Source organism: Micromonospora sp. HNM0581, assembly GCF_012726175.1.
Lineage (GTDB): Bacteria > Actinomycetota > Actinomycetes > Mycobacteriales > Micromonosporaceae > Micromonospora.
The window spans coordinates 157,404-181,635 of sequence record NZ_JAASAD010000009.1; the positions used below are offsets into that span (position 1 = coordinate 157,404).

A 24,232-nucleotide genomic window follows, 5' to 3' on the forward strand; every position below is an offset into this window, starting at 1 on the left:
AGGCCGTCCGGTGAGCGCGTTGGCTCACGCACCGACCGGCTCCGGGCAGCCGGCGTCGCCGCCGCCGGCTGCCCGATCGGGGCGTCACCGGCTGCTGCCGTACCTGCTGCTGCTGCCGGGCGCGGCCTGGCTGTTCCTCTTCTTCGTCGTGCCGTTGGTGCAACTCGCCGCCGCCAGCCTGTACGACCCCTCCGGTTCGCTCTCCACCGGGTACACGCTGACCTGGGCGGTCGGCAACTATCCGACGGCGTTGCAGGCGTACTGGCCGCAGTTCGGTCGGTCGTTCCTCTTCGCGGGTATCGCACTGGTCCTGGCGTTGCTGATGGGCTACCCGTTGGCCTACGCGATCGCCCAGAAGGCCGGCAGGTGGAAGAACCTGCTGCTGGTCTGCGTGATCGCGCCGATGTTCACCAGCTTCCTGGTGCGTACCCTGGCCTGGAAGACGATCCTGTCGGACAACGGTTGGCTGGTCGGGCTGCTGCGCGACGTGCACCTGCTCGGCCCGGACGGTCGACTACTGGCCACCCCGATCGCGGTGGTGCTCGGCCTGACGTACAACTTCCTGCCGTTCCTGGTGCTCCCGCTGTACGCGAGCCTGGAACGGCTCGACCACCGGCTGCTGGAAGCAGCGAGCGACCTGTACGCCAGTCCGCTGAGGACCTTCCGGCGGGTGACGTTGCCACTGTCGATGCCGGGGCTGATCGCCGGCACCTTGCTCTTCTTCATCCCGGCGACCGGCGACTACATCAACGCGGAGCTGCTCGGCACCCCGAACGAATACATGATCGGCAACGTGATCGACTCGGCGTTCCTGGTCCGGCTCGACTACCCGCAGGGCGCCGCACTGTCGTTCCTGCTGATGTCGGCGATCCTCGCGGTGGTCTTCGGCTACCTACGCCGCGCCGGCACTGAGGAGGTGCTGTGAGCGTGCGGATCTCACGGTGGTTGGCCGAACACTGGGTGCTCGGCGTGGCGTTGCTCGTCCTCGGCTACCTCTTCCTGCCGATCGGCGTGGTCGCCGGGCTGTCGTTCAACCGCCCGTCCAGCCGACTGTCGTACGACTTCAACGAGTTCACCCTCGACAACTGGCGTAACCCGTGCGCTACCTCCGACATGTGCGACGCGGTGCTGCGCAGTGTGCAGATCGGGTTCCTCGCCACCGTGGTGGCCACCGTGCTCGGCACACTCATGGCCTTCGCCCTGGCCCGGCACCGGTTCAGGGGTCGTTCCGGGTTGAACGTCCTGATCTTCCTGCCGATGGCGACGCCGGAGCTGGTGCTGGGTACCTCACTGCTCGCCCTGTTCGTCTCCGGCGGGGTACCACTCGGTTTCTGGACCATCGTCATCGCGCATGTCATGTTCTGCGTCTCGTTCGTGGTGGTGACCGTCAAGGCGCGACTGTCCGGTATGGACGGGCGGTTGGAAGAAGCCGCGATGGACCTGTACGCCAGCGAGTGGCAGACGTTCCGCCGGATCACCCTGCCGCTGGTGTTGCCCGGCATCGTGGCCGCCGCCCTGCTCGCGTTCTCACTGAGCTTCGACGACTTCATCGTCACGAACTTCAACTCCGGAACCACCGTCACGTTCCCCATGTACGTCTGGGGCGCCGCCCAGCGTGGCATCCCGCCGCAGGTGAACGTCATCGGTACGGCCATGTTCGCGGTCGCTCTGCTGCTGGTGCTGGCCACGTCGCTGCGCGGACGGCGGGCCCGCCGGGCGGCCATCGCCCCCGCTCCCCGCCAGGTGGGCGGCCGGCCGTGACCCGGGCCCTCGCCGACGCGCTACGGGTGCCGTACTGGCTGGACCGGCCGGAACGGCCCGATCCGTTGCCGCCGCTGACCGGCGCCACCGGCGCCGACCTGCTCGTCATCGGTGGCGGCTACAGCGGACTGTGGGCGGCGCTGTTGGCCCGGCAGGCCGACCCGGGGCGGGACGTGCTGCTCGTCGAGGCCGGCACCTGCGGGTGGGCGGCCTCCGGTCGCAACGGCGGTTTCTGTGCCGCCTCGCTCACCCACGGGCTGGCCAACGGGGCACGACGGTTCCCCGACGAAATCGGTGAACTGGAGCGGCTCGGTCGGGACAATCTCGACGCGATCGAGGTGGCGGTGGCGGAACACCGGATCGACTGCGACTTCGAGCGCACCGGCGAACTCTCCGTCGCCGTCGAGCCGTACCAGCTCGCCGGGCTGGCCGAGGAGGTCGAGCTGGCTGGCCGGTTCGGTCACCAGGTGACCCTGCTCGACGCCGACGAGGTGCGCGCCGAGGTGGATTCGCCGACCTACCTCGGCGGACTGTGGGACCGGGACCGGGTGGCGATGCTCGACCCGGCCCGACTGGCCTGGGGGTTGCGCCGTGCCTGCCTGGCGGCGGGCGTACGGATCCACGAACACACCCGGGTCGCCGGGTTGCGCAAGGACGGTGGTGCGCTGCTCGCGCGTACCGTCGGGCCCGACGGCGTGCCGGGGGCGGTGCGTGCCGGGCGGGTGGTGCTCGCCACGAACGCCTTCCCGCCGCTGCTGCGTCGGCTACGGGCCCGGATCGTGCCGGTGTACGACTACGCCCTGATGACCGAACCGCTGACCTCGGCGCAGCGGGACTCCGTAGGTTGGCGCAACCGGCAGGGGCTGGCGGACCTGGGCAACCAGTTCCACTACTACCGGATCACCGGCGACAACCGGATCCTGTTCGGCGGCTATGACGCCGTCTACCACTACGGCAACCGGATGACACCCACGCTGGAGCAGCGGGACGCCACCTTCACCGCCCTGGCCGCGCACTTCTTCACCACCTTTCCGCAGCTCCACGGGGTGCGGTTCAGTCACCGCTGGGGTGGCGTGATCGACACCTGCACCCGGTTCTTCCCGTTCTTCGGCACCGCCCACGACGGTCGGCTCGCCTACGCCACCGGCTACACCGGGCTCGGCGTCGGTGCGACCCGGTTCGGTGCCCGGGTGATGCTCGACCTGCTCGACGGCGCCGACACGCCACTGACCCGGCTCGGCCTGGTCCGCGTCCGGCCGCTGCCGTTCCCGCCCGAACCGGTCCGGGCGGTGGGCATCGGGCTCACCCGCTGGTCCCTGGCCCGCGCCGATGCTCGACAGGGGCGGCGCAACCTCTGGCTCCGTACGCTCGATCGATGTGGTTTGGGGTTCGACTCGTGATGCGTATCCTGCTCGTAGGTGCCGGCGGTGTCGGTTCCGCGGTGGTCGCCATCGCGGCCCGGCGGGAGTTCTTCGAGACCATCGTGGTCGCCGACCATGACGCCGGCCGTGCGGCACGGGCAGTCGCCGGCCGCGACGCCCGCTTCGTCGCCGCCGCAGTCGACGCCGCTTCCGCTGACGCGGTCGCCGCGCTCTGCCGGGAACATCGGATCACCCACGTGCTCAACGCGGTCGACCCCCGCTTCGTCATGCCGATCTTCGACGGTGCCCACGCAGCCGGTGCGGACTACCTCGACATGGCGATGTCACTGTCGCGGCCACACCCGGCCCGGCCCTACCAGGAGACCGGGGTGAAACTCGGCGACGAGCAGTTCGCGGTGGCCGACCGATGGGCGGAGTCGGGTCGGTTGGCGCTGTGCGGCATCGGGGTCGAGCCGGGCCTGTCCGACGTGTTCGCCCGCTACGCCGCCGACGAACTCTTCGCCGAGATCGACGAGATCGGGGTACGTGACGGGGCCAACCTGACCGTGGACGGGTACGACTTCGCGCCGTCGTTCTCGATCTGGACCACGATCGAGGAGTGCCTCAACCCGCCGGTCATCTGGGAGGCCGGGCGCGGCTGGTACACCACCGAGCCGTTCAGTGAGCCGGAGGTCTTCCACTTTCCGGCGGGCATCGGGCCGGTCGAGTGCGTCAACGTCGAACACGAGGAGGTGCTGCTGATCCCGCGGTGGGTGTCGGCCCGGCGGGTCACCTTCAAGTACGGGCTCGGCGACGAGTTCGTCGGAGTGCTCAAGACCCTGCACAAGCTGGGCCTGTCCGCGACCTCGCCGGTACGGGTGGGTGACGTGTCGGTGTCACCGCGGGACGTGGTGGCGGCCTGCCTACCCGATCCGGCCACCCTGGGCGACCGGATGCGCGGGAAGACCTGCGCCGGCACCTGGGTCCGGGGGACCGGTGTCGACGGCCGGCCGCGGGAGGTCTACCTCTACCACGTGGTCGACAACGAATGGTCGATGCGGGAGTACGGCCACCAGGCGGTGGTCTGGCAGACAGCCGTGAACCCGGTCGTCGCGCTGGAACTCTTGGCCGCTGGCACCTGGTCGGGTGTCGGGGTGCTCGGCCCGGAGGCGTTGCCGCCGGGACCCTTCCTCGACCTGCTGACCGGCTACGGCTCACCCTGGGGCCTCGAAGACTCCTCGCTCGCCGAAGGTAAGCGGATCGTCCGTACCGGCGGGTCGACGGCGTACGTACCCTGACGTACCGGGTGACCGTCGTCGACGGAGTTCAGACAGGTCGGAAACTGGTCAGCTCCGTGGTGACGAAAGAAGCGGTCACCGAGGTCGTCGCTGAGGGGACCAAGCCTGCTTCCCGGTGCGACCCGAACTACAGCCCGTGCGTGCCGATCGCCAGCGGCGTGGACTGCGCCGGCGGCAGCGGAAACGGGCCGCGCCACCCCACCCCGCCCCCCCGCCACCCTCACTGCGCTTCGTACCGGCACCGTTACCGAAAGTTGTCTACCGGAGCGTGGAGCATCCGCTACGGGCCGCTGTGAGCGATTCGAGCCGGTTTACTTCAGGGCTTGTTATCGACAGGTGTCCCGCCGGTGAACTGGGAAGCGCTCCCAGGCCGTACCAGATCTCGAAACACGAGGTGTGACGACGGGAGGAACAGGTGAAGCTGCGGCGGAAGCATGTCCTGGCGGCTGGGGTGGCGGCGGTCGCCGCGGCGACGGTGGCGGTGGGCACCGGGCTCGGGTTCGCACAGGGCGCACCGACCCGGCAGAGCGTCTGCTCGGGCTCGATCACGTTCTCTGCCGAGCCAGGCGCACCGGCTGCCACCAGCAACCAGTTTCCCGTCGGGACCCGCCTGCGGGTGACGAATCTCGACAACGACAGATCGGCGGAGGTGACCGTGGTCGGTCCCTCGGGCAGTTGTGTGCTGCTGAACACCGCCGCGATGGAACTCGTCCGCGAAACCGGCAAGAACGTGATCCGCCGCAACGTGGTCGAGCGGATCGGCGACGACACCACCCAGCCGGGTGTGGGGCAGCCGAGTGTGGGGCAGCCGGGCGTGGTCGGCGACCGGCCGGGCTCGGCCTCACCGCCGGCAGCCCGCCCCGTACCGGGCTCGGCCTGCCAGGGCGCGATCACCTTCTTCGAGGAGTCCGCCGAACCGGCTGCGACCAGCGACCGCTTTCCGGTCGGTACCCGGTTGCGGGTGACCAACCTGGACAACGGCAAGGCGACGACGGTCACCGTCACCGGCCCCTCCGGTAGTTGCGTGCTGTTGAACTCCGCCGCGATGGAGCAGATCCGCGAGCCGGGCAGGAGCCTGGTGCGCAACAACGCCGTCGAGGTGCTGCGCTGAGCCTCCGGTGTCAGGAAGGGCGCCTTCTGGTACGCGAGGCGTCAGGAAGGTGTCCTTCGTTGCCCGTCAGCGCAAGGGCGGTGTCGAGGATGTCGAGTCGTGCCCTGTCGCGGGGCTTGCCGGCCCGGCTCACTGGTCGTGCTCATGTCAGCCCTCGATGTGGTGCATGACGTGCTTGATCCGGGTGTAGTCCTCCAGGCTGTACACGGAGAGGTCCTTACCGTGCCCGGAGTGCTTGAAGCCGCCGTGCGGCATCTCGGAGATGAACGGGATGTGGGTGTTCACCCAGACGCAACCGAAGTCGAGCCGCCGGGTCATCCGCATCGCCCGGCCGTGGTCCCTGGTCCAGACCGAGGCGGACAGGCCGTAGTCGACGCCGTTGGCCCAGCGGACCGCCTCGTCCTCGTCGGAGAAGCGCTGCACGGTGATGACCGGTCCGAACACCTCGTCCTGGACGATCTCGTCGTCCTGCCGTACCCCGGAGACGACGGTGGGTGCGTAGAAGTAGCCACGTTCGCCCACCTGGGTACCTCCGGTCTGCACCGTCGCGTGGTCAGGCAGCCGGTCCACGAATCCGCGTACCCGGGCCAACTGGTTGGCGTTGTTGAGCGGGCCGTACAGGACGTCGGCGTCGTCCGGTGCGCCGGTCCTGGTGCCGCGGGCCTGTTCGGTGAGGGCGGCGACGAAGTCGGCGTGGACACCGGGTGCGGTGAGCACGCGAGTGGCCGCCGTGCAGTCCTGGCCGGCGTTGAAGTAGCCGCCGACCGCGATGGCCTCGGCCGCCGCGGCGATGTCCGCGTCATCGAAGATCACGACCGGCGCTTTTCCGCCCAGTTCCAGGTGGGTGCGTTTGAGGTCGGGGGCGGCGGCCGCCGCCACCTCCATGCCGGCCCGGGTCGAGCCGGTGATGGAGACCAGCTGTGGGGTGGGATGCGCGACCAGGGCTCGGCCGGTGTCCCGGTCGCCGCAGACCACGTTGAACACGCCCGGCGGTAGATGCTCGGCGGCGATCTCGGCCAGCAGCAGCGTCGACACCGGGGTGGTGTCCGAGGGTTTGAGCACCACGGTGTTGCCGGCCGCGAGCGCGGGAGCGATCTTCCAGACCGCCATCATCAGTGGATAGTTCCAGGGGGTGACCTGGGCGCAGACCCCGATCGGCTCGCGTCGGACGTAGGAGGTGTGCCCGGCCAGGTACTCGCCGGCCGAGCGTCCCTCCAGGAGCCGGGCGGCACCGGCGAAGAAGCGGAACTCGTCCACGGCCGGTGGCAGCTCCTCGTCGGCGGTGAGCTGGCGGGGCTTGCCGGTGTTGCGTACCTCCGCGTCGACCAGGTCGGCAGCCCGGGCCTCGACCGCGTCGGCGAGCTTGAGCAGTGCCCGCTGGCGCTCCGCCGGGGTGCTGTCCCGCCAGCCGTCGAAGGCGGTGGCGGCGGCGCGCATCGCCGCGTCCACGTCGGCGGCACCGGAGACCGGCGTGTGGGCGAAGACCTCGCCGGTGCACGGGTCGATCAGGTCGGCGTAGCCGCCGTCGACCGGATCGACGTACTCGCCGTCGACGAAGTTGCGCAGCCTCTGCTTGTCGCTCATGACTGGATCACTCCGAGGGGTTCGGGGTCTCGCTGCGGCGGTTCTCGCAATATTGCTGCCATCTTCGCTACTGAATTCGCGGCAGACAAGGGCTAGCGCGACTGTTTCCGTCGGCCGGCCCGTCGTTTACCCTGCTCACGTGGAGCCCACAGCGTTCTTCGTCGCCGGCCGCCCCGTCCACGGTGTCGACGAGGTGACCGTCTACCACCCCTACGACGGCCGCCCGGTCGGGCGTACCACCCTCGCCACCGCCGACCAGGTCGAGGCGGCCGTGTCGGCGGCGGCCGACGTGGCCGCGACCGCCGCAGCGCTGCCCGCGTACGTCCGGGCGGCGGCCCTGGACCACGTCTCGCGCCGCCTCGCCGAACGAGCCGAGGACATCGCCGAGCTGATCACCGCGGAGAACGGCAAACCGATCAGGTGGGCGCGGGCCGAGGTGGGCCGGGCCACCTCCACCTTCCGCTGGGCGGCCGAGGAGGCCCGTCGCTTCTCCGGCGAACTGCAACGGCTCGACACCGATCCGGCCGCCGCCGGGCGCATCGCCCTGGTACGCCGGGTACCGAAGGGGCCGGTGCTCGGCATCACACCGTTCAACTTCCCGCTGAACCTGGTGGCGCACAAGGTCGCCCCGGCGATCGCGGTCGGCGCGCCGATCGTCGTCAAGCCGGCCCCGGCCACCCCGCTGTCCGCGCTGCTGCTGGGCGAGCTTCTGGCCGAGACCGAGCTACCGGAGGGCATGTTCTCCGTACTGCCACTGCCCAACGAGCGTGCCGCCGAGCTGGTCAACGATCCCCGACTGCCGATCGTCTCGTTCACCGGCTCCGGACCGGTCGGCGCGATGATCCGTCGCTCGGTACCCGACAAGCACGTAACGCTCGAGCTGGGCGGCAACGCGGCGGTACTGCTCTGCCAGGACTGGGCCGGTGACGAGGAGCTGAGCTTCGCAGCCCAACGGATCGCCACCTTCTCCAACTACCAGGCCGGTCAGTCGTGCATCGCGGTACAGCGGGTCTACGTGCACGAGTGGCTCTACGACGGTTTCCTGCCCCGACTGGTCGCGGCGGTGCGGGAGCTGCGTACCGGCGACCCGGCCGACCCGCTCACCGATGTCGGTCCGCTCGTGTCGGAGGCGGCAGCCCGCCGGGTGGAGGAGTGGGTGGACGCGGCGGTGACGGCTGGCGCCACCATCGAGACCGGCGGTCGGCGCGACGGCGCGACCTACCCGCCCACCATTCTCAGCGCAGTGCCCCGGGACGCGAAGGTCCACGCCGAGGAGGTCTTCGGTCCGGTGCTCGTGGTGGACCGGGTGGCCGACGACGACGCCGGCTTCGCGGCGATCAACGACTCGGCGTACGGGTTGCAGGCTGGTGTCTTCACGCACCGCCTCGACGTGGCGTTCGCTGCGGCACGGACACTGGAGGTGGGCGGAGTGATCGTCGGTGACGTCCCGTCCTACCGCGCCGAGCAGATGCCGTACGGCGGCATGAAAGGCAGCGGTGTGGGCCGGGAGGGACTGCACAGCGCCATGGACGACTACACCGAACCGCGGGTCACCGTGTTGACCGGTGTGCGGCTCTGACCGTCGGCGGAGTTCGCTGCCCTGCCGACGACCGGCGGTGGCACCGACGACCATCCTCGCGTACCCGGGGTGGGGCGCGGCCGAGCAGCCGGGTGGCCGGCGCGGCACCAGCGAGCAGGGGCGTCGGGACGTGGTACGGCGCACATGCGGGGTGCTCGATGGCCAGCCGAGGTCGGGCCCCGGTAGTAGCCTGACCGGCGTTCCCCCGTCGGGGGAGGAACGGTGGTTGATCATGTCGGTACGTCGGCACACGGCGCGGCTCGTGGCGGTCTGCGTGTTCCTGGTCGCCCTGGTAGTGCTCGGTGGCGCCCCCGCACACGCCGACGAGGACCGGGTGCGGGTGCGTTCGGCAGGTAGCTTCACCGCGGGCCGGTCGGCCGAGGGGGTGACGGTGGAGGTGCGCAAGCGCACCGACGGCTGCGCGCGGGTGCGCACCGTCCTGGGCCTGAGCCTGCCCGACGTACGGGTCGACCAGGTGGCGGTGCAGGCCAACGTGGGGGGGCGTTGGGAGCCGGTCGGCATCGCCGGACAGGCAGGGCTGGTCACCACCGCGCCGGTCGCTCCGGACCGGGACGAGATCTGCCGGGGCAAGAGTGTCACGATGCGCTACCGCGTGGCCTTCGCCGCGGACGCCCCCGGTGGCCGCCTGGTGGTGACCGGTGAGGCGAGCACGGCGCAGGGCGCAGTGCTGGGGCGGGCCGCCGCGTCGTCGCGGGTGGACGGCGGTCGGACCCCGGCGACACCATCCGCGTCGCCCACGCCCACGCCGTCGCCGAGCGAGGAGGTGGCCGAGGAACCGGCAGTCGAGGCGACGCCCACGGTCGCGCTCGCTGCGGAGACGACGGACAGCCTCGCCCAGACCGAGGGCGGATCCTCCGGCGGGTCGCCGGTGATGTACTTCGGTGTCGCCATGGTCGCCGCCGGGGCGCTGCTCATCGGGCTGCTGATCCACCGCTCCCGCCGAGACCGTAGGCGCCCGGTCGACGGGTTCGAGATGCCACCACCCCGTGCCCAGGGCGGCACCACCTACCGGTCCGGCGGTGGCCAGGGTGCCGCCGTCACGCCGGCCCCGGCGGGGGCGCCGGCACCACCGCACGGCCCGGGGGGCAGGCCCACCACGACGCCCGGCCAGTCGTACGGTTCGGGGACCGGTCCGACGTACGGGACGAGCCGACCCGGCACGCCGCGGGTCTACGGCGGCACCCCGGCCCCCCGTCCGACCGGCGGTGTCTACGGTGCCCGACCCGCCGGGTCGAACGACAGCGCCGCACAGACCTCGGGGCCACCCGCCGCACCGTCGTCCGTGCCGCCGGCGGACCCAGGTCAGGAGGGCGCTCCGGGGCATCCGGACCGGTCACCCGGGCGCGGGGAGGGGTGACGAGCCGGAGCGTCGGCGCGGGCTCGACGGCTGAGCCGGGGTGGGCGCCGTCGCTCCGATACGCTCAGGTTCGTTGGCGACCCGCAGGCGAGGAGTGGAACCGGTGTCTGATCTGTCCCGGATCGTGAAGGCGTACGACGTCCGTGGAACGGTGCCGGACCAGTGGGACGAGCGTGTCGCCGGTGCGCTCGGCGTCGCCTTCGCCCAGATGCTCGACGTCGCCGGTGAGCCGGGGCAGGCGGTGCTGATCGGGCATGACATGCGGGCCTCCGGTCCCGGTCTGGCTGCCGCCTTCGCCACCGGGGTACGTGCCGAGGGACGGCCGGTCATCGAGATCGGGCTCGCCTCGACCGACATGGTCTACTACGCCTCTGGTGCGCTCGGGTTGCCCGGGGCGATGTTCACCGCGAGTCACAACCCGGCGCAGTACAACGGCATCAAGCTGTGCCACGCCGGTGCGCGTCCCGTCGGACAGGACAGCGGCCTGGCCGAGGTGCGTGACCGGGCCCAGGCCCTGCTCGACAAGGACGAACCCCTCGGTGAGCCGACCGCACCGACCCAGCGGCGCGATCTGCTGCCCGACTACGCGGCACACCTGCGCACACTGGTGGACCTTCGCGGCATCCGGCCGCTGACCGTGGTGGTCGACGCCGGCAACGGGATGGGTGGACACACCGTGCCGAGTGTGCTCGGCGACGTCGCCCTGGCGGCTCTGCCGCTGCGGATCGTGCCGTTGTACTTCGAACTGGACGGGACGTTCCCCAACCACGAGGCCAACCCGTTGGATCCGGCCAACCTGGTCGACCTGCAACGCGCGGTGGTGACGCACGGCGCGGACATCGGTCTGGCGTTCGACGGGGACGCCGACCGGTGCTTCGTGGTCGACGAGCGCGGTGAGCCGGTCTCGCCGTCGGCGATCACCGCGTTGGTGGCTGCTCGGGAGTTGGCCAAGCATCCCGGTTCGACGGTGATCCACAATCTGATCACCTCCAGCGCGGTGCCCGAGATCATCCGCGAGCACGGCGGTGAGCCGGTGGTGGCCCGGGTGGGCCACTCCTTCATCAAGGCCGAGATGGCGCGTACCAACGCGGTCTTCGGGGGGGAGCATTCGGCGCACTACTACTTCCGGGACTTCTGGTTCGCCGACACCGGGATGCTGGCGGCGATGCACACGCTGGCGGCGCTCGGTGAGCAGCCGCTGCCGCTGTCCACGCTGGCCGCCGAGTATGAGCGGTACGTCGCCTCCGGCGAGATCAACTCGACGGTGGCGGACCAGGCGGCGAAGGTTGCCGAGGTACGCGCCGCGTACCCGGACGCCGACGCCGACGAGATGGACGGGCTCACCCTGCGCTTTCCTGACGGGGCGTGGTTCAACCTGCGCGCTTCGAACACCGAGCCGCTGCTGCGGCTCAACGTCGAGGCACCGAGCGCCGGGCGGATGACCGCGCTGCGTGACGAGGTGCTGGACGTGGTTCGCCGATAAGATCGCCCGCGCCGGTCGGCACCCCCGACCGGTGAAGCCGCCCCGTGGAAGGAGCCGCGCAGTGGCCCTCGATCCGCAGTTGCTGGAAATCCTCGCCTGCCCGGACACACACCATGCCCCGCTCACCTACAGGGCGCCGGACCAGACGCTGACCTGCACCGAGTGTGGCCGGATCTTCGAGGTCCGCGACGACGTGCCGGTGCTGCTGCTGGACGAGGCGCGTGGCCCTGCGGAGGGATCGTGATCGAGGGGACGGCCGGCGTCAGCGGACACCGCAACGCCGACGAAAGACTGCTCGACGACCCGCAGGCCCTCGCCGAGCGCGATCCGGGTGGCATGTTGCGCCACACCGCGTCGGCAGGCGCACAGGTACGCGAGTCGGCGGCCCTGGCCGCCGAGGCGAATCTCTCCGTGCTCGCCGACGAGGGTCGTCCCCGGGCGGTGGTGATCGCCGGCATCGGCACCGCCGGACGTACCGGTGACGTGCTGGCAACGGTCGCCGGGCCGCGCTGCCCGGTTCCGGTCATCGCACACCGCAGCGCCGGTGTACCAGGCTGGGTCGGCGCGGCGGACGTGGTGATCGCGATCAGCGCTTCGGGCCGCAGCCCGGAGGCGTTGGGCGCGGCGGAGGCTGCCCACCGCCGGGGCGCCCGCCTGGTGGCGGTCGGCCCGGCGGACTCGCAACTTCACTCGGTCGCCGAGCGGGCCCGCGCCCCGTTCATCCCGGTGCCCCGGCGGGCACCTGCGCGGGCCAGTCTCTGGGGGCTGACCGTGCCGGTCCTGCTGGCCGCCCGGGCGCTCGGGCTGGTCAAGGTCAACGAGGCGGACCTGGCCGAGACGGCGGCCCGGCTGGACGCCGACGCGGATCGTAGTCGCCCGACGGCGGAGTCCTTCGTCAATCCGGCGAAGTCCCTGGCCCTCGGGCTGGCCGGGTCGGTTCCGATCGTGTGGGGCTCGTCGCCGTTGGCCTCGGTCGCCGCCCGTCGTTTCGGCGACACCTTGTCGGCGAACGCCCGGTATCCGGTGGTCACCGGCGCGCTCGGCGAGGCCGGTCGGGGCCGCGTCGGACTCCTCGACGGTGTTTTCGGTGGCCTCGCCGAGGGGGAGCGGGACATCTTCGCCGATCCCGACGAGTCGGAGGGCGAAGGTACCCGCCTGCGGCTGGTGCTGCTGCGTGACGGTGGCCTCAACGCCGATGACGACGCCGACGAGCCCTTGGCCGTCGAGGAGCGGCGCGCGGATGCGGTGCAGACTCTCGCCGAGCGGCGGGGCGTCCGGTGCGACGTGGTCACCGCCGAGGGTGGTTCGGCACTGGAGCGGCTCGCTTCGCTGGTGGCGGTGCCGGACTTCGCGTCGATCTACCTCGCGTTGGCGCACGGCCTGGATCCGATGGCGGTGCCGGCGATCACCGAGATGAAGGAACTGGCCAACCAGTGAGCACGCAGGGTGGCCCCGAGGTGATCACCGCCGCGTCGCTGGTCGGCGCCGGCATCGCCGGGACGGACGTGGTGTCTCCGCGGTCGGCGGGTCGGTCGTCGTCGAGGCTCATCGTGGTCGGGTCGGTCAGCATGTCCGGGCACGCTGGGCGCTGACCGGTGGAGGCACTGCACGGGCCGATCAGGAACTACGCGTGGGGTTCCCGGTCGGCGCTCGCCGAACTGCAGGGGCGGCCGGCACCGAGCGTGGCGCCCGAGGCGGAGCTGTGGTTGGGGGCGCATCCGTCCGCGCCGGCCGCCGTCGAGCGTGACGGTGAACGGGTCGCCCTCACCGAGGTACTCGCCGCCGAGCCCGTCCGGTGGCTCGGCCGGCCGGTACTCGACCGGTTCGGGCCCCGACTGCCGTTCCTGCTCAAGGTGCTGGCCGCGGCGGCCCCACTGAGCCTTCAGGCGCATCCGGACGCCGAGCAGGCGCGGACCGGCCACGCCGCCGAACAGCTCCGCTCCGGTGCACACCGCAACTACGTCGATCCCTTCCACAAGCCGGAGCTGCTGGTGGCGCTCGGGCCGATGGAGGCGCTTTGCGGGTTCCGGGAGCCTGGCGCCTCGGTGCGGGCGCTCGCCGCGTTGGGCGTACCGGAACTACGCCCGGTGATCGACGCGTTGGCCGGCGGGCCGGCGGGGCTCGCCGAGGCGGTACGTAGGCTGTTGGAATGGCCGACGGCGGAGCGTGCCGGCTTGGTGGCGGCGGCCCGGGGTGCTGACGGCCCGGACGCGGACCTGGTGGCGCTGCTGGCCGAGGCGTACCCGGCCGATCCTGGAGTGCTTGTCGCGTTGCTGCTCAACCGGGTGCGACTCAACCCCGGTGAGGCGATCTGGATGCCGGCGGGGAACCTGCACGCCTACCTGCGGGGCATCGGTGTGGAGGTGATGGCCGCCAGCGACAACGTGTTGCGGGGCGGGTTGACCCCGAAGCATGTGGACGTGGCCGAACTGCTGCGGGTGCTTCGTTTCGAGGTGCTCGACCGGCCGGTGGTCGCACCACGGGAGGTCGCTGGCGGGGTGGTGACCTGGGCGGTGCCGGTGGACGATTTCGCCCTGCACCGGGTGACCGTCGGAGACGGGCGACGCGAGGTGACGTTGGCGGTGGCGGGCCCGCGGGTGGTGCTGTGTACCGCGGGTCGGATCACCGTGACCGACGGTTCGGCGTCGGTGACCCTCGGGCCCGGCCGGGCCGGGGTCGGGCCGGCCGCAGCCGGTGCACTCACGGTCACCGGGGAGGGTGAGACGTATATCGCCTCGACTGGCTTGGCCTGAGACCGTTGCGAGTCGAATTCCGATCTTCGCCGACCGATGAGCCCGAATTTTCCGGAATGACTTGACTTGCAACTTGCTTAGTGTGACTCTATGGGTGCGTAGCGTTATCGCGACGATGGTCCGAGAACGCGCGGGGGAACCAAACCGGGGGGATGCGCGGGGCGGGCGGCGTTGGACGGCACACGTCCACACCGGCCGCCCCGTGCGCTGTCCGTGACTGGCCCGCCCGGCCACCGTCAACGCGCGTAAGGTGGGAGGTTGCGCAGCACCATCGTCCGACAGGAGCTTTCATGACCAGCACCCTCCCGGTGTCCGTAAGTGGTACGTCGTCCGAGGCCCGGCCGCGCACTCTCGCCGAGGGCGACTTCAAGGTGGCGGATCTGTCGCTCGCCGAGTTCGGGCGTAAGGAGATCCGCCTCGCCGAGCACGAAATGCCCGGCCTGATGGCGATCCGGCGTGAGTTCGCCGACGCGCAGCCGCTCGCCGGGGCGCGGGTCACAGGGTCGCTGCACATGACCATCCAGACCGCCGTGCTGATCGAGACCCTGGTCGCGCTCGGCGCGCAGGTCCGCTGGGCGTCGTGCAACATCTTCTCCACCCAGGACCATGCCGCCGCGGCGGTGGTGGTAGGCCCGGAGGGCACCGTCGAAGCTCCGTCAGGAGTCCCGGTGTACGCCTGGAAGGGCGAGACTCTCGAAGAGTACTGGTGGTGCACCGAGCAGGTGCTCGACTGGCCGGACGGGGACGGCCCGAACATGATCCTGGACGACGGTGGCGACGCCACGCTGCTCGTTCACAAGGGCGCCGAGTTCGAGAAGGCCGGGTCCGTGCCGCCGGTCGAGTCCGCCGACTCCGAGGAGTACGCGGTCATCCTCGACGTCCTGCACCGCTCGCTGGCTGCGGACGGCCAACGGTGGACGCGGATCGCCGCCGGCATCAAGGGGGTCACCGAGGAGACCACCACCGGGGTGCACCGGCTCTACGAGATGCACCGCTCCGGCACGCTGCTCTTCCCGGCGATCAACGTCAACGACTCGGTGACCAAGAGCAAGTTCGACAACAAGTACGGCTGCCGGCACTCGCTCATCGACGGCATCAACCGGGCCACCGACACCCTGATCGGCGGCAAGATGGCCGTGGTGATGGGCTACGGCGACGTGGGCAAGGGCTGCGCCGAGTCACTTCGCGGCCAGGGTGCCCGGGTCGTGGTGACCGAAGTAGATCCGATCTGCGCACTTCAGGCGGCGATGGACGGCTACCAGGTCGCCACCCTGGACGACGTCGTCGAGCAGGCCGACATCTTCATCACCGCGACCGGCTGCTACGACGTCATCACCAACGAGCACATGGCCCGGATGAAGCACCAGGCCATCGTCGGCAACATCGGCCACTTCGACAACGAGATCGACATGGCGGGTCTGGCGAAGCGTCCCGATGTCACCCGGGAGAACATCAAGCCCCAGGTCGACCTCTGGACGTTCGACGACGGTCACGCCATCATCGTGCTGTCCGAGGGCCGCCTGCTGAATCTCGGCAACGCCACCGGGCACCCCAGCTTCGTCATGTCCAACTCGTTCGCCAACCAGACGATCGCCCAGATCGAGCTGTACACCAAGACCGACGAGTACCCGACCGGCGTGTACGTGCTGCCCAAACACCTCGACGAGAAGGTCGCCCGGCTGCACCTCGACGCGCTCGGCGCGAAGCTGACGACGCTCAGCAAGGAGCAGGCCGCCTACCTTGGCGTCGCCGTGGAGGGCCCGTTCAAGCCGGACCACTACCGCTACTGAGCGGCGCCGTCACCTCCGGGGCCGACCGCGTAGCGGCCGGGCCCGGAGGTGATCGTGACGTGGGTCAGCGTGGACGGCGGTGGCGGGTGGGACGGATCCAGGTCCAGACACACCAGAGCAACCATGCCACCGACACCAGTGCCGCCAGGGTGCGCAGCCGCAGCGCGCTGAGCAGCAGCACCACCGCCAGCACCGTCAGCCACGGTCCGAGTCCCCTCATGTCGATCTCCCAGGTGGATCGTCGGGCGGCACGCTCCGAAGCTGCGGCCACAGCGCCTCGGTGAGCGTACGTTCACCGGCGAGCAGGCGGCGGGCCCGTCGATGCCGCTCGGTCATGACGGCGGTCAGGTACGTCACCTCCGGCTGCCCGTCCGGTGGCGGCGGGCAGGTCGCCGCGGCGACCTGCCGCCACAGCAGCCGGGCCAACTCGTCGCGCGCCGGCTGGCTGAAATCGTCGGCCCTGGCCAGGTACTGCCGGACGGCCAGCGCCAGCTCCCCGTCCAGCCGGCTCAGATCCAGCGAGGACGCCCAACCGGTCAGCTCCGGCGCGACCGCCGGGACCGGCCGCCACCTCGTCGCGGGGCGGGTGTGCACCACTAGGGTGCCCGCCGCCAGGTCACCGAGACGCCTGCCCCGGGTGTCGCTGAGCATCACGGTCAGTCCGACCGCCCAGGACAGTAGGGGCAACACCAGCCCCGGCCACTCCACGGCGACTCCGACGAGCGCCCGGGTCAGCGACTGCCGGAACCCGACTGGGGCGCCGTCGAGGCTCACCACCCGTAGCCCGACCGCCGCCTTGCCCGGTGTGCGCCCGTCGTTGAACTGTTCGCAGAGCACCGGATAGCCGACCAGCAGCAGCACCAGCCCGACGGTGAGCAGGGCTCGTTCCATCGCCGCGTCGAGGACCCCGTACGGCAGAGCTGCCAGGACCAGACCGGTGAGCGCGGCGAGGAGCAGCCCGGCCACCAGCTGCACCAGCACGTCGAGCAGGAGAGCGAGTGCGCGGGAGCCGATCCGGGCGGCACGGACATCCAACTCGACACCTTCGCCGCTGACCAGCCCGGCGTCACCCCAGTTCGGGGCAGCCCACGCTCGCGCCGCTGTGCTCACCCCGACAGTGAACACTATGATCGCGCGATCGGAGGTGGCTGGTGGATGTCGACGCGTACGTCGCGGAGCACGGCGGGCAGTGGCGCCGGCTGAAACAGCTCTCGGATCAGCGTCGGCTCGACCCGGCCGAGGTCGACGAGCTGGTCGCGCTCTACCAGCGGGCCACCACTCAACTGTCGGTGCTGCGTAGCCGCTCGCCGGACCCGGCGCTGGTGAGTGAGCTGTCCCAGACCGTGTTGCGGGGGCGGGCGCGGCTGACCGGTCGGCCCCGTCACTTCTGGCCGGACATACGACGATTCCTGCTGGTGGGCCTGCCCGGTGCGATCTGGCGGGCGGCACCGTGGTGGTGTGCGGTGGCGACCACTTTCACCCTGCTCACTTTCGCCCTGATGTGGTTCGTGGCGGACGATCCGGAGACGGCGGCGGCGTTCGTCGGCGACGACGAGGCCGCCAAGCTGGTCGAGTCCGGCTTCGCCGGCTACTACACGGAGTTCTCGGCACCGACGTTCGCCTTCCACCTGTGGACGCACAACGCGTGGCTGGCAGCGAAGTGTCTGGCGGCGGGGGTGCTGATCGTGCCCGTCGGCTACCTGCTCTGGCAGAACGCGATGAACATCGGTGTGGTCGGTGGAGTGATGGTCTCCTACGGCCGGGGCGACGTCTTCTTCGGCCTGATCACCCCGCACGGGCTGTTGGAGCTGACCGGGGTGTTCGTCGCGGCCGGAGTCGGGCTGCGTGTCGGGTGGGCGTGGATCGCACCGTCGGAGCAGTTGACCCGAGGGCAGGCGGTGACCCGGGCAGGACGCGACGGCGTTCTGGTAGCGGTGGGCCTGGTCGCCCTCTTCGCCGTCTCGGCGGCGATCGAGGCCTTCGTCACCCCCGCTCCGCTGCCGACCGCCCTACGCGTCGCCATAGGCGTCACCACCTGGCTGGCCTTCCTCGCCTACGTCCTTCTTCTCGGCCCCCACGGCCGGGGTGGGGTGGATGGGGATCTGAGAGTCAGGTAGGCGTCGGCCAGGGCCGGGGCCAGGTGGGTGGCGGGGGCGTCCACCACTGTGACGTCGTGGCGGGTGAGTGTCCGGGTGAGGCGGTCGCCGTCGGCCAACGTACGCCAGGCGGCTGCCGCGGCGTACGCGTCCGCCGGGTTCCGCGGGGCTACGGAGGTGAGGCTGGCCAGCACCGGATCCTGCGCCGCGGCCACCAACACCCGGTGTCGGGCGGCCAACCGTGGCAGAACCGGCAGCAGGCCCTCGCCGAGCGCACCGGGTTCCAGGGCGGTGAGCAGCACGACCAGGCTCCGCGGACGGTACGGTCGGAGCAGCTCGCCGGCGATCAGCCGGAAGTCGGTCTCCACCAGCGCGGGTTGCAGCGGGGCCAACGCGTGCGCCAGCCGGCTCCACTGGCCCGGTCGTTCGACACCACCGACCGAGGCCCGGGTGATCGCGTCCACCGCGAGCACGTCCACCCGGTCGCCGGCCCGCGTCGCCAGTGCGCCGAGCAACAGCGCCGCCTCGATGGAGGCGTCCAACCGTGGTTCGTCGCCGACCCGTACCGCCGAGGTACGCCCGGTGTCCAGTACGCAGATCAGCTGCCGGTCCCGCTCCGGACGCCAGGTGCGGACGAGTACCTCGGCCCGTCGGGCGCTGGCTCGCCAGTCGATGGAGCGTACGTCGTCGCCGGACACGTACTCCCGTAACGCGTCGAACTCGGCGCCCGGCCCTCGTCCCCGGCCCGGTTGGCTGCCGTCGATGACGCGCAGCCGCGACAGCCGCTCCGGCAGGTGTCGCCGAGAGTCGAAACGGGGTAGCACCCGTACGGTCCACGGTGGCGTGGCGGGCCGACCGTCCCGCTGCCGGAACGCCAGCCCGAGCGGCCCGAACGAGCGGACGGTCAGCGCCACTGCAGGTCGGTCTCCCCGCCGGGTGGGAGTGAGGTGGTTGGGTAGCGTGAGCACCGCACCGGGTGCGGCGCGCACCAGCCGGGTCGGCGGCACTTCGGGCCGGGCCCCGGCCGACGGCACCCAGGCGTCACGGACCACGGCCCGCAGTGGCCGGTGGGAACCGTTGTGCAGGTGGAGGTCGACGATGGCGGTGCCACCGAATCGTACGGTCCGTTCACCGGCGCGTTCGGCGGTCAGTGTTCTCAGCGGAGCGGCGAGCGTGACGTCGACGACGACCAGCAGCAGTACCACAGCGGCCATCACCACCACCCCGACGAAGGGTGCCGGCCACAGCGGCAGCGTCAACGCACCCACCGCGACCAGCGCCGCCACCCGCCAGGTCATCGTGGCGTCGGCACGGTGTTCAGCACCGTGTCGAGGATCGGATCGACACCGGCGCCCTCGAACTCGGCCTCGGGCCGTAGGCGTAGCCGGTGCCGCAGGGTGGGTCGCGCCATCGCCTTGACGTCGTCGGGCTCCACGTGATCGCGTCCGTTCAACCACGCCCACGCCTTTGCGGTGCCGAGCAGGGCTGTCGCACCGCGCGGCGAGGCGCCCAGTTCCAGTGCCGGGGTGGCGCGGGTGGCCCGGCACAGGTCGACCACGTAGCCGAGCAGCTGGTCGGCGACGTGCACCCGGCCCACCGCCGCCCGCGCGGCGGCGAGTTCGGCCGCGTCCGCTACCGGGCGTACGCCGGCAGCGGTCAGGTTCCTGGGATCGAAGCCGCCGTGGTGGGCTCGCAGCACGCCCAGCTCCTCGTCCCGGCTGGGCAACGGCACGGTGAGCTTGAGCAGGAACCGGTCCAGTTGGGCCTCCGGCAGCGGGTAGGTGCCCTCGTACTCCACCGGGTTCTGGGTGGCGGCGACGATGAACGGGTCGGGTAGCACGCGCTGCTCGCCCTCGACGGTGACCTGCCTTTCCTCCATCACCTCCAGCAGTGCGGACTGGGTTTTCGGTGGCGTCCGGTTGATCTCGTCGGCGAGCAGCAGGTTGGTGAAGACCGGCCCTTCGCGGAAGGTGAACGCGGCGGTTCGCGCGTCGAACACCATCGATCCGGTGACGTCGCCGGGCATCAGGTCCGGCGTGAACTGCACCCGGCGTGACGTCAGGTCCAGCGCGGCGGCCACGGTACGCACCAGCAGCGTCTTGGCGACCCCCGGCACCCCTTCCAGCAGCACGTGACCACGGCAGAGCAGGGCGACGATCAGCCCGGTGACCACGCCATCCTGACCTACGACCGCCTTGGCCACCTCGGCGCGTAGCCGATGCAACGCGGCCCGGGTCGGGTCGGCGGCCAGCGGGTCCACGGTCATCGTGGGTCGGGTCACCGGGGGTCTCCTTCGGATCGGGGTTTCGGCAGCCGGTGCGGGGTGGGCGGGTCGGCTGCGGACGGGGTGGACCTCGACTCACCGGCGAGCGCCGGCGGGTCGGACCGGCTCAGCGAACGCGTGACGCGGTCCAGGCCATCGGCCAGTTCCAGCAGGTGCCGGTCGGTTCGCGGCGTGTCGCCGTAGAGCAGCTCGTGGATGGTGGTGGGACGGTCACCGGTGTCGGCGGCCACCGTGGCGGCGAGGGCGGCCGGTGGTGTCTCGGCGGGCAGGTGCAGGCGTCGTGCCAGCCGGGCGAGCGTAGCGGTCCGGAGCACCCGGGCGGTGCTCTCCCTGGCCTGCGCCCGCTGGTAGAGCCGGCCTCGGCCGAGCACGGTCTCGGCGGCGGGCACGGACAGCGGCAACGGCTCCGGCGTGGGTGGGCCGAGTCGACGGGCCCGACCGATGGCCATCAGCAGTGCCGCAAAGCCGAGTTGCAGCAGCAACGCCCAGAACCAGGGCGGAAAAGCGGACCAGAGCGGGTTCGGTTCCCCGGCTGTGGCTCGTCCGCCGAGTCCGGGTTCCGGTCCGTCCGGACGGCCCTCCGGTGCCGTTGCGTCGTTGCCTTCGTGGTCCGGGTCCCCTTGACCGTCGGATCCGTCCAGGCCGTCGTCGCGGTCCGACTGGGGCCGGGTCGCGGCAGGGCTGCGTTCGGGTGGCGGGGGTGCGGGGCCGTCCAGATCCAGCCAGACCACCCGCCCGGAGGTGGCGAGCAGTCCGGCGGCGAAGGCGAGGTTGTTCCACTCGCCGATCCGGCCGTTGCGGAACGGGTCGCTGGCACCCACCACCACGCTCTCGGCAGCTCCGGGTAGGCGGGCCAGACCTCCGGCATAGCAGAGATCGACGCTGCCGGGGGCGCCGGTCGGTGCGTACCGCTGGCGGGCGACGGCGGCGGTGGCGTCCGGTGCGACCTCGGCCAGTGGGCAGGGCCGGTCGACGCCGTGCGGCGACACGACCTGGGTCGCCCACCGCCGGTCTGTCGGGCGCAACGGCAGTCCGGCGGCGGCCAGCACCCGCCGGGGCGGGTCGACCAACACCAGCCGGGTGCCTCCGGGCAACAGACCCAGGTAGCTGACGGTGCGTGGATGCAGCAACTCGGGTGCCGGGACGAACAGGGTGGCCGGGCCGGGTCGGGTCGCCAGCAACGCCCGGAGCGTGTCGGTCTCCCGCTGCACCAGCACCCCGCGTCCGCGCAGGCTCGCGGCGAGCCGACTGCCCCCGTGCTCGCCGGTCACCACGGGGGAGAGGAAGCCCCGGTCGGTCTGGTCCGACTGGTCGATCTCACGGGTGACAAGGGTGATGGCCAGCAGCACCATCCCCACCAGGACCGGAATCATGATCCGGTGGTGGCGCACGGGTGTGTTCACCGGTCGTCGCCCTGGCGTGGTGCGGTCGCCTCGAGCAGGTCCCCGAGCTGAAGTGCGTGGTCGCGCATCTGGTGATCGTGCTCGGTGGTGGCCGGGCGGCGGGCGTACCACACCTGCGAGAAGATGTCGGCTGCGGCGGTCAGCGGCGGCCCGGCCGGCGGATGGTTGACGGCGGCTTCGGCGACCACCTCGGCGACGGTCATGCCGGGTCGGACCTGCACCACGTGCCGGTCGGTGAGTTGGTGGAACATGACCCGTAGCCGCTCGCGGACCGCCTCGGCGTAGCGGCCCTCGGCGGCCAACCGGTCGGCCGCCGGGGCGGTGCCGACCGGACCGGCGGCCGGCGGTGGGATGTCGAGGGCCGACGGAGTGGTCTGCGCGGTATGTTCCCCGACCCTGGTGGCGCGGCGTCGGTGTGGGGAGGGACGTCGGCGGGGCAGCCAGGCAGGGAAGGTGTACCAGGCGGTCGCGGTGAGCGCGGTGGCCAGCACCAGCAGCAGTGCGGCCAGTGGCAGCGGCAGGTGGTCGCCGAGGGCGGCGATGGTCTCGGTCCACCATCGGCTGAAGCTCATCCGCCGGTCACCAGCAGTTCCGTGGTACGCGGTGCGCCGCAGGCGCGGGCGAGCCGGATGTCCAGGCCCTCGCTGCGGATGCGGGTCTCCAGGTGCGCGACCGCGTCGAGGCAGGCCAGCGCGGCGTAGGCGACCGCGTTGACGGCCGTCCAGACCAGCATCGCGGCGGCTGCGGCCCAGCTTTGGGGGATCAGGCCCAGTGCGGTCAGTCCGGTGAACGTCCCCCAGCTGAGCCCGACCCGGATGATCCACCAGATGAGGTAGGCGAGTGTCCGCAGCGCGGCGGCCCGTCCGCCGTGGCGCAACGCGAGCGCGACGGAGCGTTTGACCGCGCGTACCGGTGCGACCCGGTCGACCGCGAGGGTCGAGGCCACCGCGCCCGACAGCGCGAACCCGAGGAACCAGACCGGGCCCAGCAGGGACGCGAGCAGCATGATGGCGCCGACGGCGGCGCAGAGCAGGGCGGTGGCGCCCCAGCGGCCACCGGAGCCCCACGCGTCGGAGGCGGTGAAGCGGCGGCCGACGAGTGCGTGGGCGGCGGCGCGTCCGGCCGGGTTGCCGAGCAGCAGAATGATCATCGCTTCGGTTGCCGCGCCGAGGGCGAGCAGGAACCAGAAGATTTCAAGATCGCCGAAGTCGGACGCCCACCACAGCGGCCCGGTGGCCCCCACTGCAGTCCGTAGGGGCAGCAGCACGAGTTGTTCGGCGGCGGTCAGCACGGTGGCGAGCGGGAGCAGGATCGACGCCTGCCCGCGCAGCAGCAGGACCGCGGAGTCGAACAGCTCCCCGACGGTGAGCGGGCGACCGGGGAGTACGACGGTCGGGCCTGTTCCGGGCACGCGTACTCCTGGTGAGGCGGTGGTGGTGGCGCGCTGCGACGCGTCCGGGGATCATGTTGACACGTGCCGTCGTCCAGGGTGCGGACCCGCCCCGGGTGGCACGTGTGGGCGGTACGACCGCGCGGTGCTGGGCACGGCCCACCTGACGGCAGTAGCGTGCGGGTGACGCGAGCCCACCGAACTGACGGGATGGAACCATTAACCCCATGAGAGCCCGGGTACTGGTGGTCGACGACGACCCTGCGCTCGCCGAGATGCTCGGCATCGTGCTGCGCAGTGAAGGATTCATGCCCTCGTTCGTGGCGGACGGAGAACGGGCGTTGGCCGCGTTCCGTGACAATCGGCCCGACATCGTCCTGCTTGACCTGATGTTGCCCGGAATGAGCGGCATAGACGTGGCGCGGGCGATCCGGGGCGAGTCCGGAGTGCCGATCGTGATGCTGACCGCCAAGAGCGACACGGTCGATGTCGTGCTCGGTCTGGAGTCGGGCGCCGACGACTACGTGGTCAAGCCGTTCAAGCCGAAGGAGCTGGTGGCGCGGATGCGGGCTCGGCTGCGCCGCGGTGAGGACGCCGCGCCGGAGCTGCTCACCATCGGCCCGCCCGGCAACCAGATCACCATCGACGTGCCGGCGCACACGGTCAGCCGCAACGGTGAGGAGGTGAAGCTGACGCCGCTGGAGTTCGACCTGCTCGTAGCGCTCGCCCGCAAACCGCGTCAGGTGTTCACCCGGGAGGTGCTGTTGGAGCAGGTCTGGGGATACCGGCACGCGGCGGACACCCGGCTGGTTAACGTGCACGTACAGCGGCTGCGCGCCAAGATCGAACCAGATCCGGAGCGGCCCGAAGTCATCCTCACCGTTCGCGGCGTGGGCTACAAGGCGGGTACCGGCTAGCCTTGGCCGCACTGTGACCACCTCCCCGATCCCCGATCTTGACC

The 24,232-nt window shown here is 71.3% G+C and carries 24 protein-coding genes; 16 read left to right on the top strand and 8 right to left on the bottom strand.

Annotated features, from left to right (window positions below):
- Window positions 1-10 precede the first annotated feature (10 nt).
- The 6 genes from HCA58_RS13725 (at window position 11) to HCA58_RS13750 (ending at window position 5,531) form a co-directional block, all read left to right on the top strand.
- Entirely contained in the window at window positions 11-925 is a 915-nt protein-coding gene (locus HCA58_RS13725) for an ABC transporter permease (protein ID WP_169598211.1), read from the top strand.
- Window positions 922-1,761 carry an ABC transporter permease gene (locus tag HCA58_RS13730; protein ID WP_346775979.1) on the top strand — a complete coding sequence of 280 codons (840 nt, stop codon included), beginning with the start codon at window positions 922-924 and terminating at the stop codon, window positions 1,759-1,761. The genes HCA58_RS13725 and HCA58_RS13730 overlap by 4 nt, the downstream gene beginning before the upstream one ends.
- Window positions 1,758-3,161, top strand: a complete 1,404-nt coding sequence (locus HCA58_RS13735; RefSeq protein WP_169598212.1) for an FAD-dependent oxidoreductase — start codon at window positions 1,758-1,760, stop codon at window positions 3,159-3,161. The genes HCA58_RS13730 and HCA58_RS13735 overlap by 4 nt, the downstream gene beginning before the upstream one ends.
- Entirely contained in the window at window positions 3,161-4,420 is a 1,260-nt protein-coding gene (locus tag HCA58_RS13740) for a saccharopine dehydrogenase C-terminal domain-containing protein (RefSeq protein WP_169598256.1), read from the top strand. Before HCA58_RS13735 ends, HCA58_RS13740 begins: the two co-directional genes overlap by 1 nt.
- 8 nt (window positions 4,421-4,428) lie before the next feature.
- Window positions 4,429-4,716 (top strand): G5 domain-containing protein, encoded by a 288-nt coding sequence (locus tag HCA58_RS13745; protein ID WP_346775980.1) that lies wholly within the window; start codon window positions 4,429-4,431, stop codon window positions 4,714-4,716.
- Between the two features lie 119 nt (window positions 4,717-4,835).
- Window positions 4,836-5,531, top strand: a complete 696-nt coding sequence (locus HCA58_RS13750) for a hypothetical protein (RefSeq protein WP_169598213.1) — start codon at window positions 4,836-4,838, stop codon at window positions 5,529-5,531.
- Between the two features lie 147 nt (window positions 5,532-5,678).
- Here HCA58_RS13750 and HCA58_RS13755 read toward each other — a convergent pair whose 3' ends face one another.
- Window positions 5,679-7,115 (bottom strand): gamma-aminobutyraldehyde dehydrogenase, encoded by a 1,437-nt coding sequence (locus HCA58_RS13755; protein WP_169598214.1) that lies wholly within the window; start codon window positions 7,113-7,115, stop codon window positions 5,679-5,681.
- A 139-nt stretch (window positions 7,116-7,254) separates the two neighbouring features.
- Here HCA58_RS13755 and HCA58_RS13760 point away from each other — a divergent pair, with 139 nt between their 5' ends.
- The 8 genes from HCA58_RS13760 (at window position 7,255) to ahcY (ending at window position 16,098) form a co-directional block, all read left to right on the top strand.
- Window positions 7,255-8,694, top strand: coding sequence for an aldehyde dehydrogenase family protein (locus tag HCA58_RS13760; RefSeq protein ID WP_169598215.1), 1,440 nt, complete (start codon window positions 7,255-7,257; stop codon window positions 8,692-8,694).
- A 37-nt stretch (window positions 8,695-8,731) separates the two neighbouring features.
- On the top strand, window positions 8,732-10,072 hold the full coding sequence (locus HCA58_RS13765) for a hypothetical protein (RefSeq protein ID WP_346775981.1): 1,341 nt from the start codon (window positions 8,732-8,734) through the stop codon (window positions 10,070-10,072).
- Between the two features lie 103 nt (window positions 10,073-10,175).
- On the top strand, window positions 10,176-11,555 hold the full coding sequence (locus HCA58_RS13770) for a phosphomannomutase/phosphoglucomutase (RefSeq protein WP_169598216.1): 1,380 nt from the start codon (window positions 10,176-10,178) through the stop codon (window positions 11,553-11,555).
- Window positions 11,556-11,616: 61 nt separating this feature from the next.
- Window positions 11,617-11,799 carry a Trm112 family protein gene (locus HCA58_RS13775; RefSeq protein ID WP_169598217.1) on the top strand — a complete coding sequence of 61 codons (183 nt, stop codon included), beginning with the start codon at window positions 11,617-11,619 and terminating at the stop codon, window positions 11,797-11,799.
- A complete protein-coding gene (locus tag HCA58_RS13780; RefSeq protein WP_169598218.1) occupies window positions 11,796-12,992 on the top strand; it encodes an SIS domain-containing protein in 1,197 nt (398 codons plus the stop codon). The genes HCA58_RS13775 and HCA58_RS13780 overlap by 4 nt, the downstream gene beginning before the upstream one ends.
- On the top strand, window positions 12,989-13,147 hold the full coding sequence (locus HCA58_RS13785; protein WP_169598219.1) for a hypothetical protein: 159 nt from the start codon (window positions 12,989-12,991) through the stop codon (window positions 13,145-13,147). The genes HCA58_RS13780 and HCA58_RS13785 overlap by 4 nt, the downstream gene beginning before the upstream one ends.
- A 3-nt stretch (window positions 13,148-13,150) precedes the next feature.
- Window positions 13,151-14,308: a mannose-6-phosphate isomerase, class I gene (manA, locus tag HCA58_RS13790; RefSeq protein WP_169598220.1), complete on the top strand. Its 1,158-nt coding sequence runs from the start codon at window positions 13,151-13,153 to the stop codon at window positions 14,306-14,308.
- 290 nt (window positions 14,309-14,598) lie between these two features.
- Window positions 14,599-16,098: an adenosylhomocysteinase gene (gene ahcY / locus HCA58_RS13795; protein ID WP_169598221.1), complete on the top strand. Its 1,500-nt coding sequence runs from the start codon at window positions 14,599-14,601 to the stop codon at window positions 16,096-16,098.
- Window positions 16,099-16,162: 64 nt separating this feature from the next.
- On the opposite strand, the gene HCA58_RS13800 is transcribed toward ahcY, so the two are convergent.
- Both HCA58_RS13800 and HCA58_RS13805 read right to left on the bottom strand, forming a co-directional pair.
- Window positions 16,163-16,318, bottom strand: coding sequence for a hypothetical protein (locus HCA58_RS13800; protein ID WP_169598222.1), 156 nt, complete (start codon window positions 16,316-16,318; stop codon window positions 16,163-16,165).
- The gene (locus HCA58_RS13805; protein WP_346775982.1) at window positions 16,315-17,208 is read right to left on the bottom strand and encodes an RDD family protein; all 894 of its coding nucleotides are present in this window, start codon (window positions 17,206-17,208) and stop codon (window positions 16,315-16,317) included. The genes HCA58_RS13800 and HCA58_RS13805 overlap by 4 nt, the downstream gene beginning before the upstream one ends.
- A gap of 41 nt (window positions 17,209-17,249) precedes the next feature.
- On the opposite strand from HCA58_RS13805, the gene HCA58_RS13810 reads away from it, so the two are divergent.
- A complete protein-coding gene (locus tag HCA58_RS13810; RefSeq protein WP_169598223.1) occupies window positions 17,250-18,215 on the top strand; it encodes a stage II sporulation protein M in 966 nt (321 codons plus the stop codon).
- On the opposite strand, the gene HCA58_RS13815 is transcribed toward HCA58_RS13810, so the two are convergent.
- Genes HCA58_RS13815 through HCA58_RS13835 form a run of 5 tightly spaced genes read right to left on the bottom strand, consistent with a single transcriptional unit; the run spans window position 18,152 to window position 23,292 of the window.
- Window positions 18,152-19,492, bottom strand: coding sequence for a DUF58 domain-containing protein (locus HCA58_RS13815; RefSeq protein ID WP_169598224.1), 1,341 nt, complete (start codon window positions 19,490-19,492; stop codon window positions 18,152-18,154). The two genes, HCA58_RS13810 and HCA58_RS13815, sit on opposite strands and share 64 nt — an antisense overlap.
- Window positions 19,489-20,460, bottom strand: a complete 972-nt coding sequence (locus tag HCA58_RS13820; RefSeq protein WP_169598260.1) for a MoxR family ATPase — start codon at window positions 20,458-20,460, stop codon at window positions 19,489-19,491. The genes HCA58_RS13815 and HCA58_RS13820 overlap by 4 nt, the downstream gene beginning before the upstream one ends.
- Before the next feature lie 11 nt (window positions 20,461-20,471).
- Window positions 20,472-21,881: a DUF4350 domain-containing protein gene (locus tag HCA58_RS13825; RefSeq protein ID WP_205808526.1), complete on the bottom strand. Its 1,410-nt coding sequence runs from the start codon at window positions 21,879-21,881 to the stop codon at window positions 20,472-20,474.
- Window positions 21,878-22,453: a DUF4129 domain-containing protein gene (locus tag HCA58_RS13830; RefSeq protein ID WP_169598225.1), complete on the bottom strand. Its 576-nt coding sequence runs from the start codon at window positions 22,451-22,453 to the stop codon at window positions 21,878-21,880. Before HCA58_RS13830 ends, HCA58_RS13825 begins: the two co-directional genes overlap by 4 nt.
- Window positions 22,450-23,292 (bottom strand): hypothetical protein, encoded by an 843-nt coding sequence (locus HCA58_RS13835; RefSeq protein ID WP_169598226.1) that lies wholly within the window; start codon window positions 23,290-23,292, stop codon window positions 22,450-22,452. The genes HCA58_RS13830 and HCA58_RS13835 overlap by 4 nt, the downstream gene beginning before the upstream one ends.
- A gap of 206 nt (window positions 23,293-23,498) precedes the next feature.
- Here HCA58_RS13835 and mtrA point away from each other — a divergent pair, with 206 nt between their 5' ends.
- The gene (gene mtrA, locus HCA58_RS13840) at window positions 23,499-24,188 is read left to right on the top strand and encodes an MtrAB system response regulator MtrA (RefSeq protein WP_169598227.1); all 690 of its coding nucleotides are present in this window, start codon (window positions 23,499-23,501) and stop codon (window positions 24,186-24,188) included.
- Window positions 24,189-24,232: the final 44 nt, after the last annotated feature.

Excerpts from the sequence above, each read along its gene's own strand:
- HCA58_RS13740 (WP_169598256.1), top strand. The coding sequence starts at position 3,161 with ATGCGTATCCTGCTCGTAGGTGCCGGCGGTGTCGGTTCCGCGGTGGTC.
- HCA58_RS13755 (WP_169598214.1), bottom strand. The coding sequence starts at position 7,115 with ATGAGCGACAAGCAGAGGCTGCGCAACTTCGTCGACGGCGAGTACGTC.
- ahcY (WP_169598221.1), top strand. The coding sequence starts at position 14,599 with ATGACCAGCACCCTCCCGGTGTCCGTAAGTGGTACGTCGTCCGAGGCC.
- HCA58_RS13800 (WP_169598222.1), bottom strand. The coding sequence starts at position 16,318 with ATGAGGGGACTCGGACCGTGGCTGACGGTGCTGGCGGTGGTGCTGCTG.
- HCA58_RS13815 (WP_169598224.1), bottom strand. The coding sequence starts at position 19,492 with ATGACCTGGCGGGTGGCGGCGCTGGTCGCGGTGGGTGCGTTGACGCTG.
- HCA58_RS13820 (WP_169598260.1), bottom strand. The coding sequence starts at position 20,460 with ATGACCGTGGACCCGCTGGCCGCCGACCCGACCCGGGCCGCGTTGCAT.
- HCA58_RS13830 (WP_169598225.1), bottom strand. The coding sequence starts at position 22,453 with ATGAGCTTCAGCCGATGGTGGACCGAGACCATCGCCGCCCTCGGCGAC.
- mtrA (WP_169598227.1), top strand. The coding sequence starts at position 23,499 with ATGAGAGCCCGGGTACTGGTGGTCGACGACGACCCTGCGCTCGCCGAG.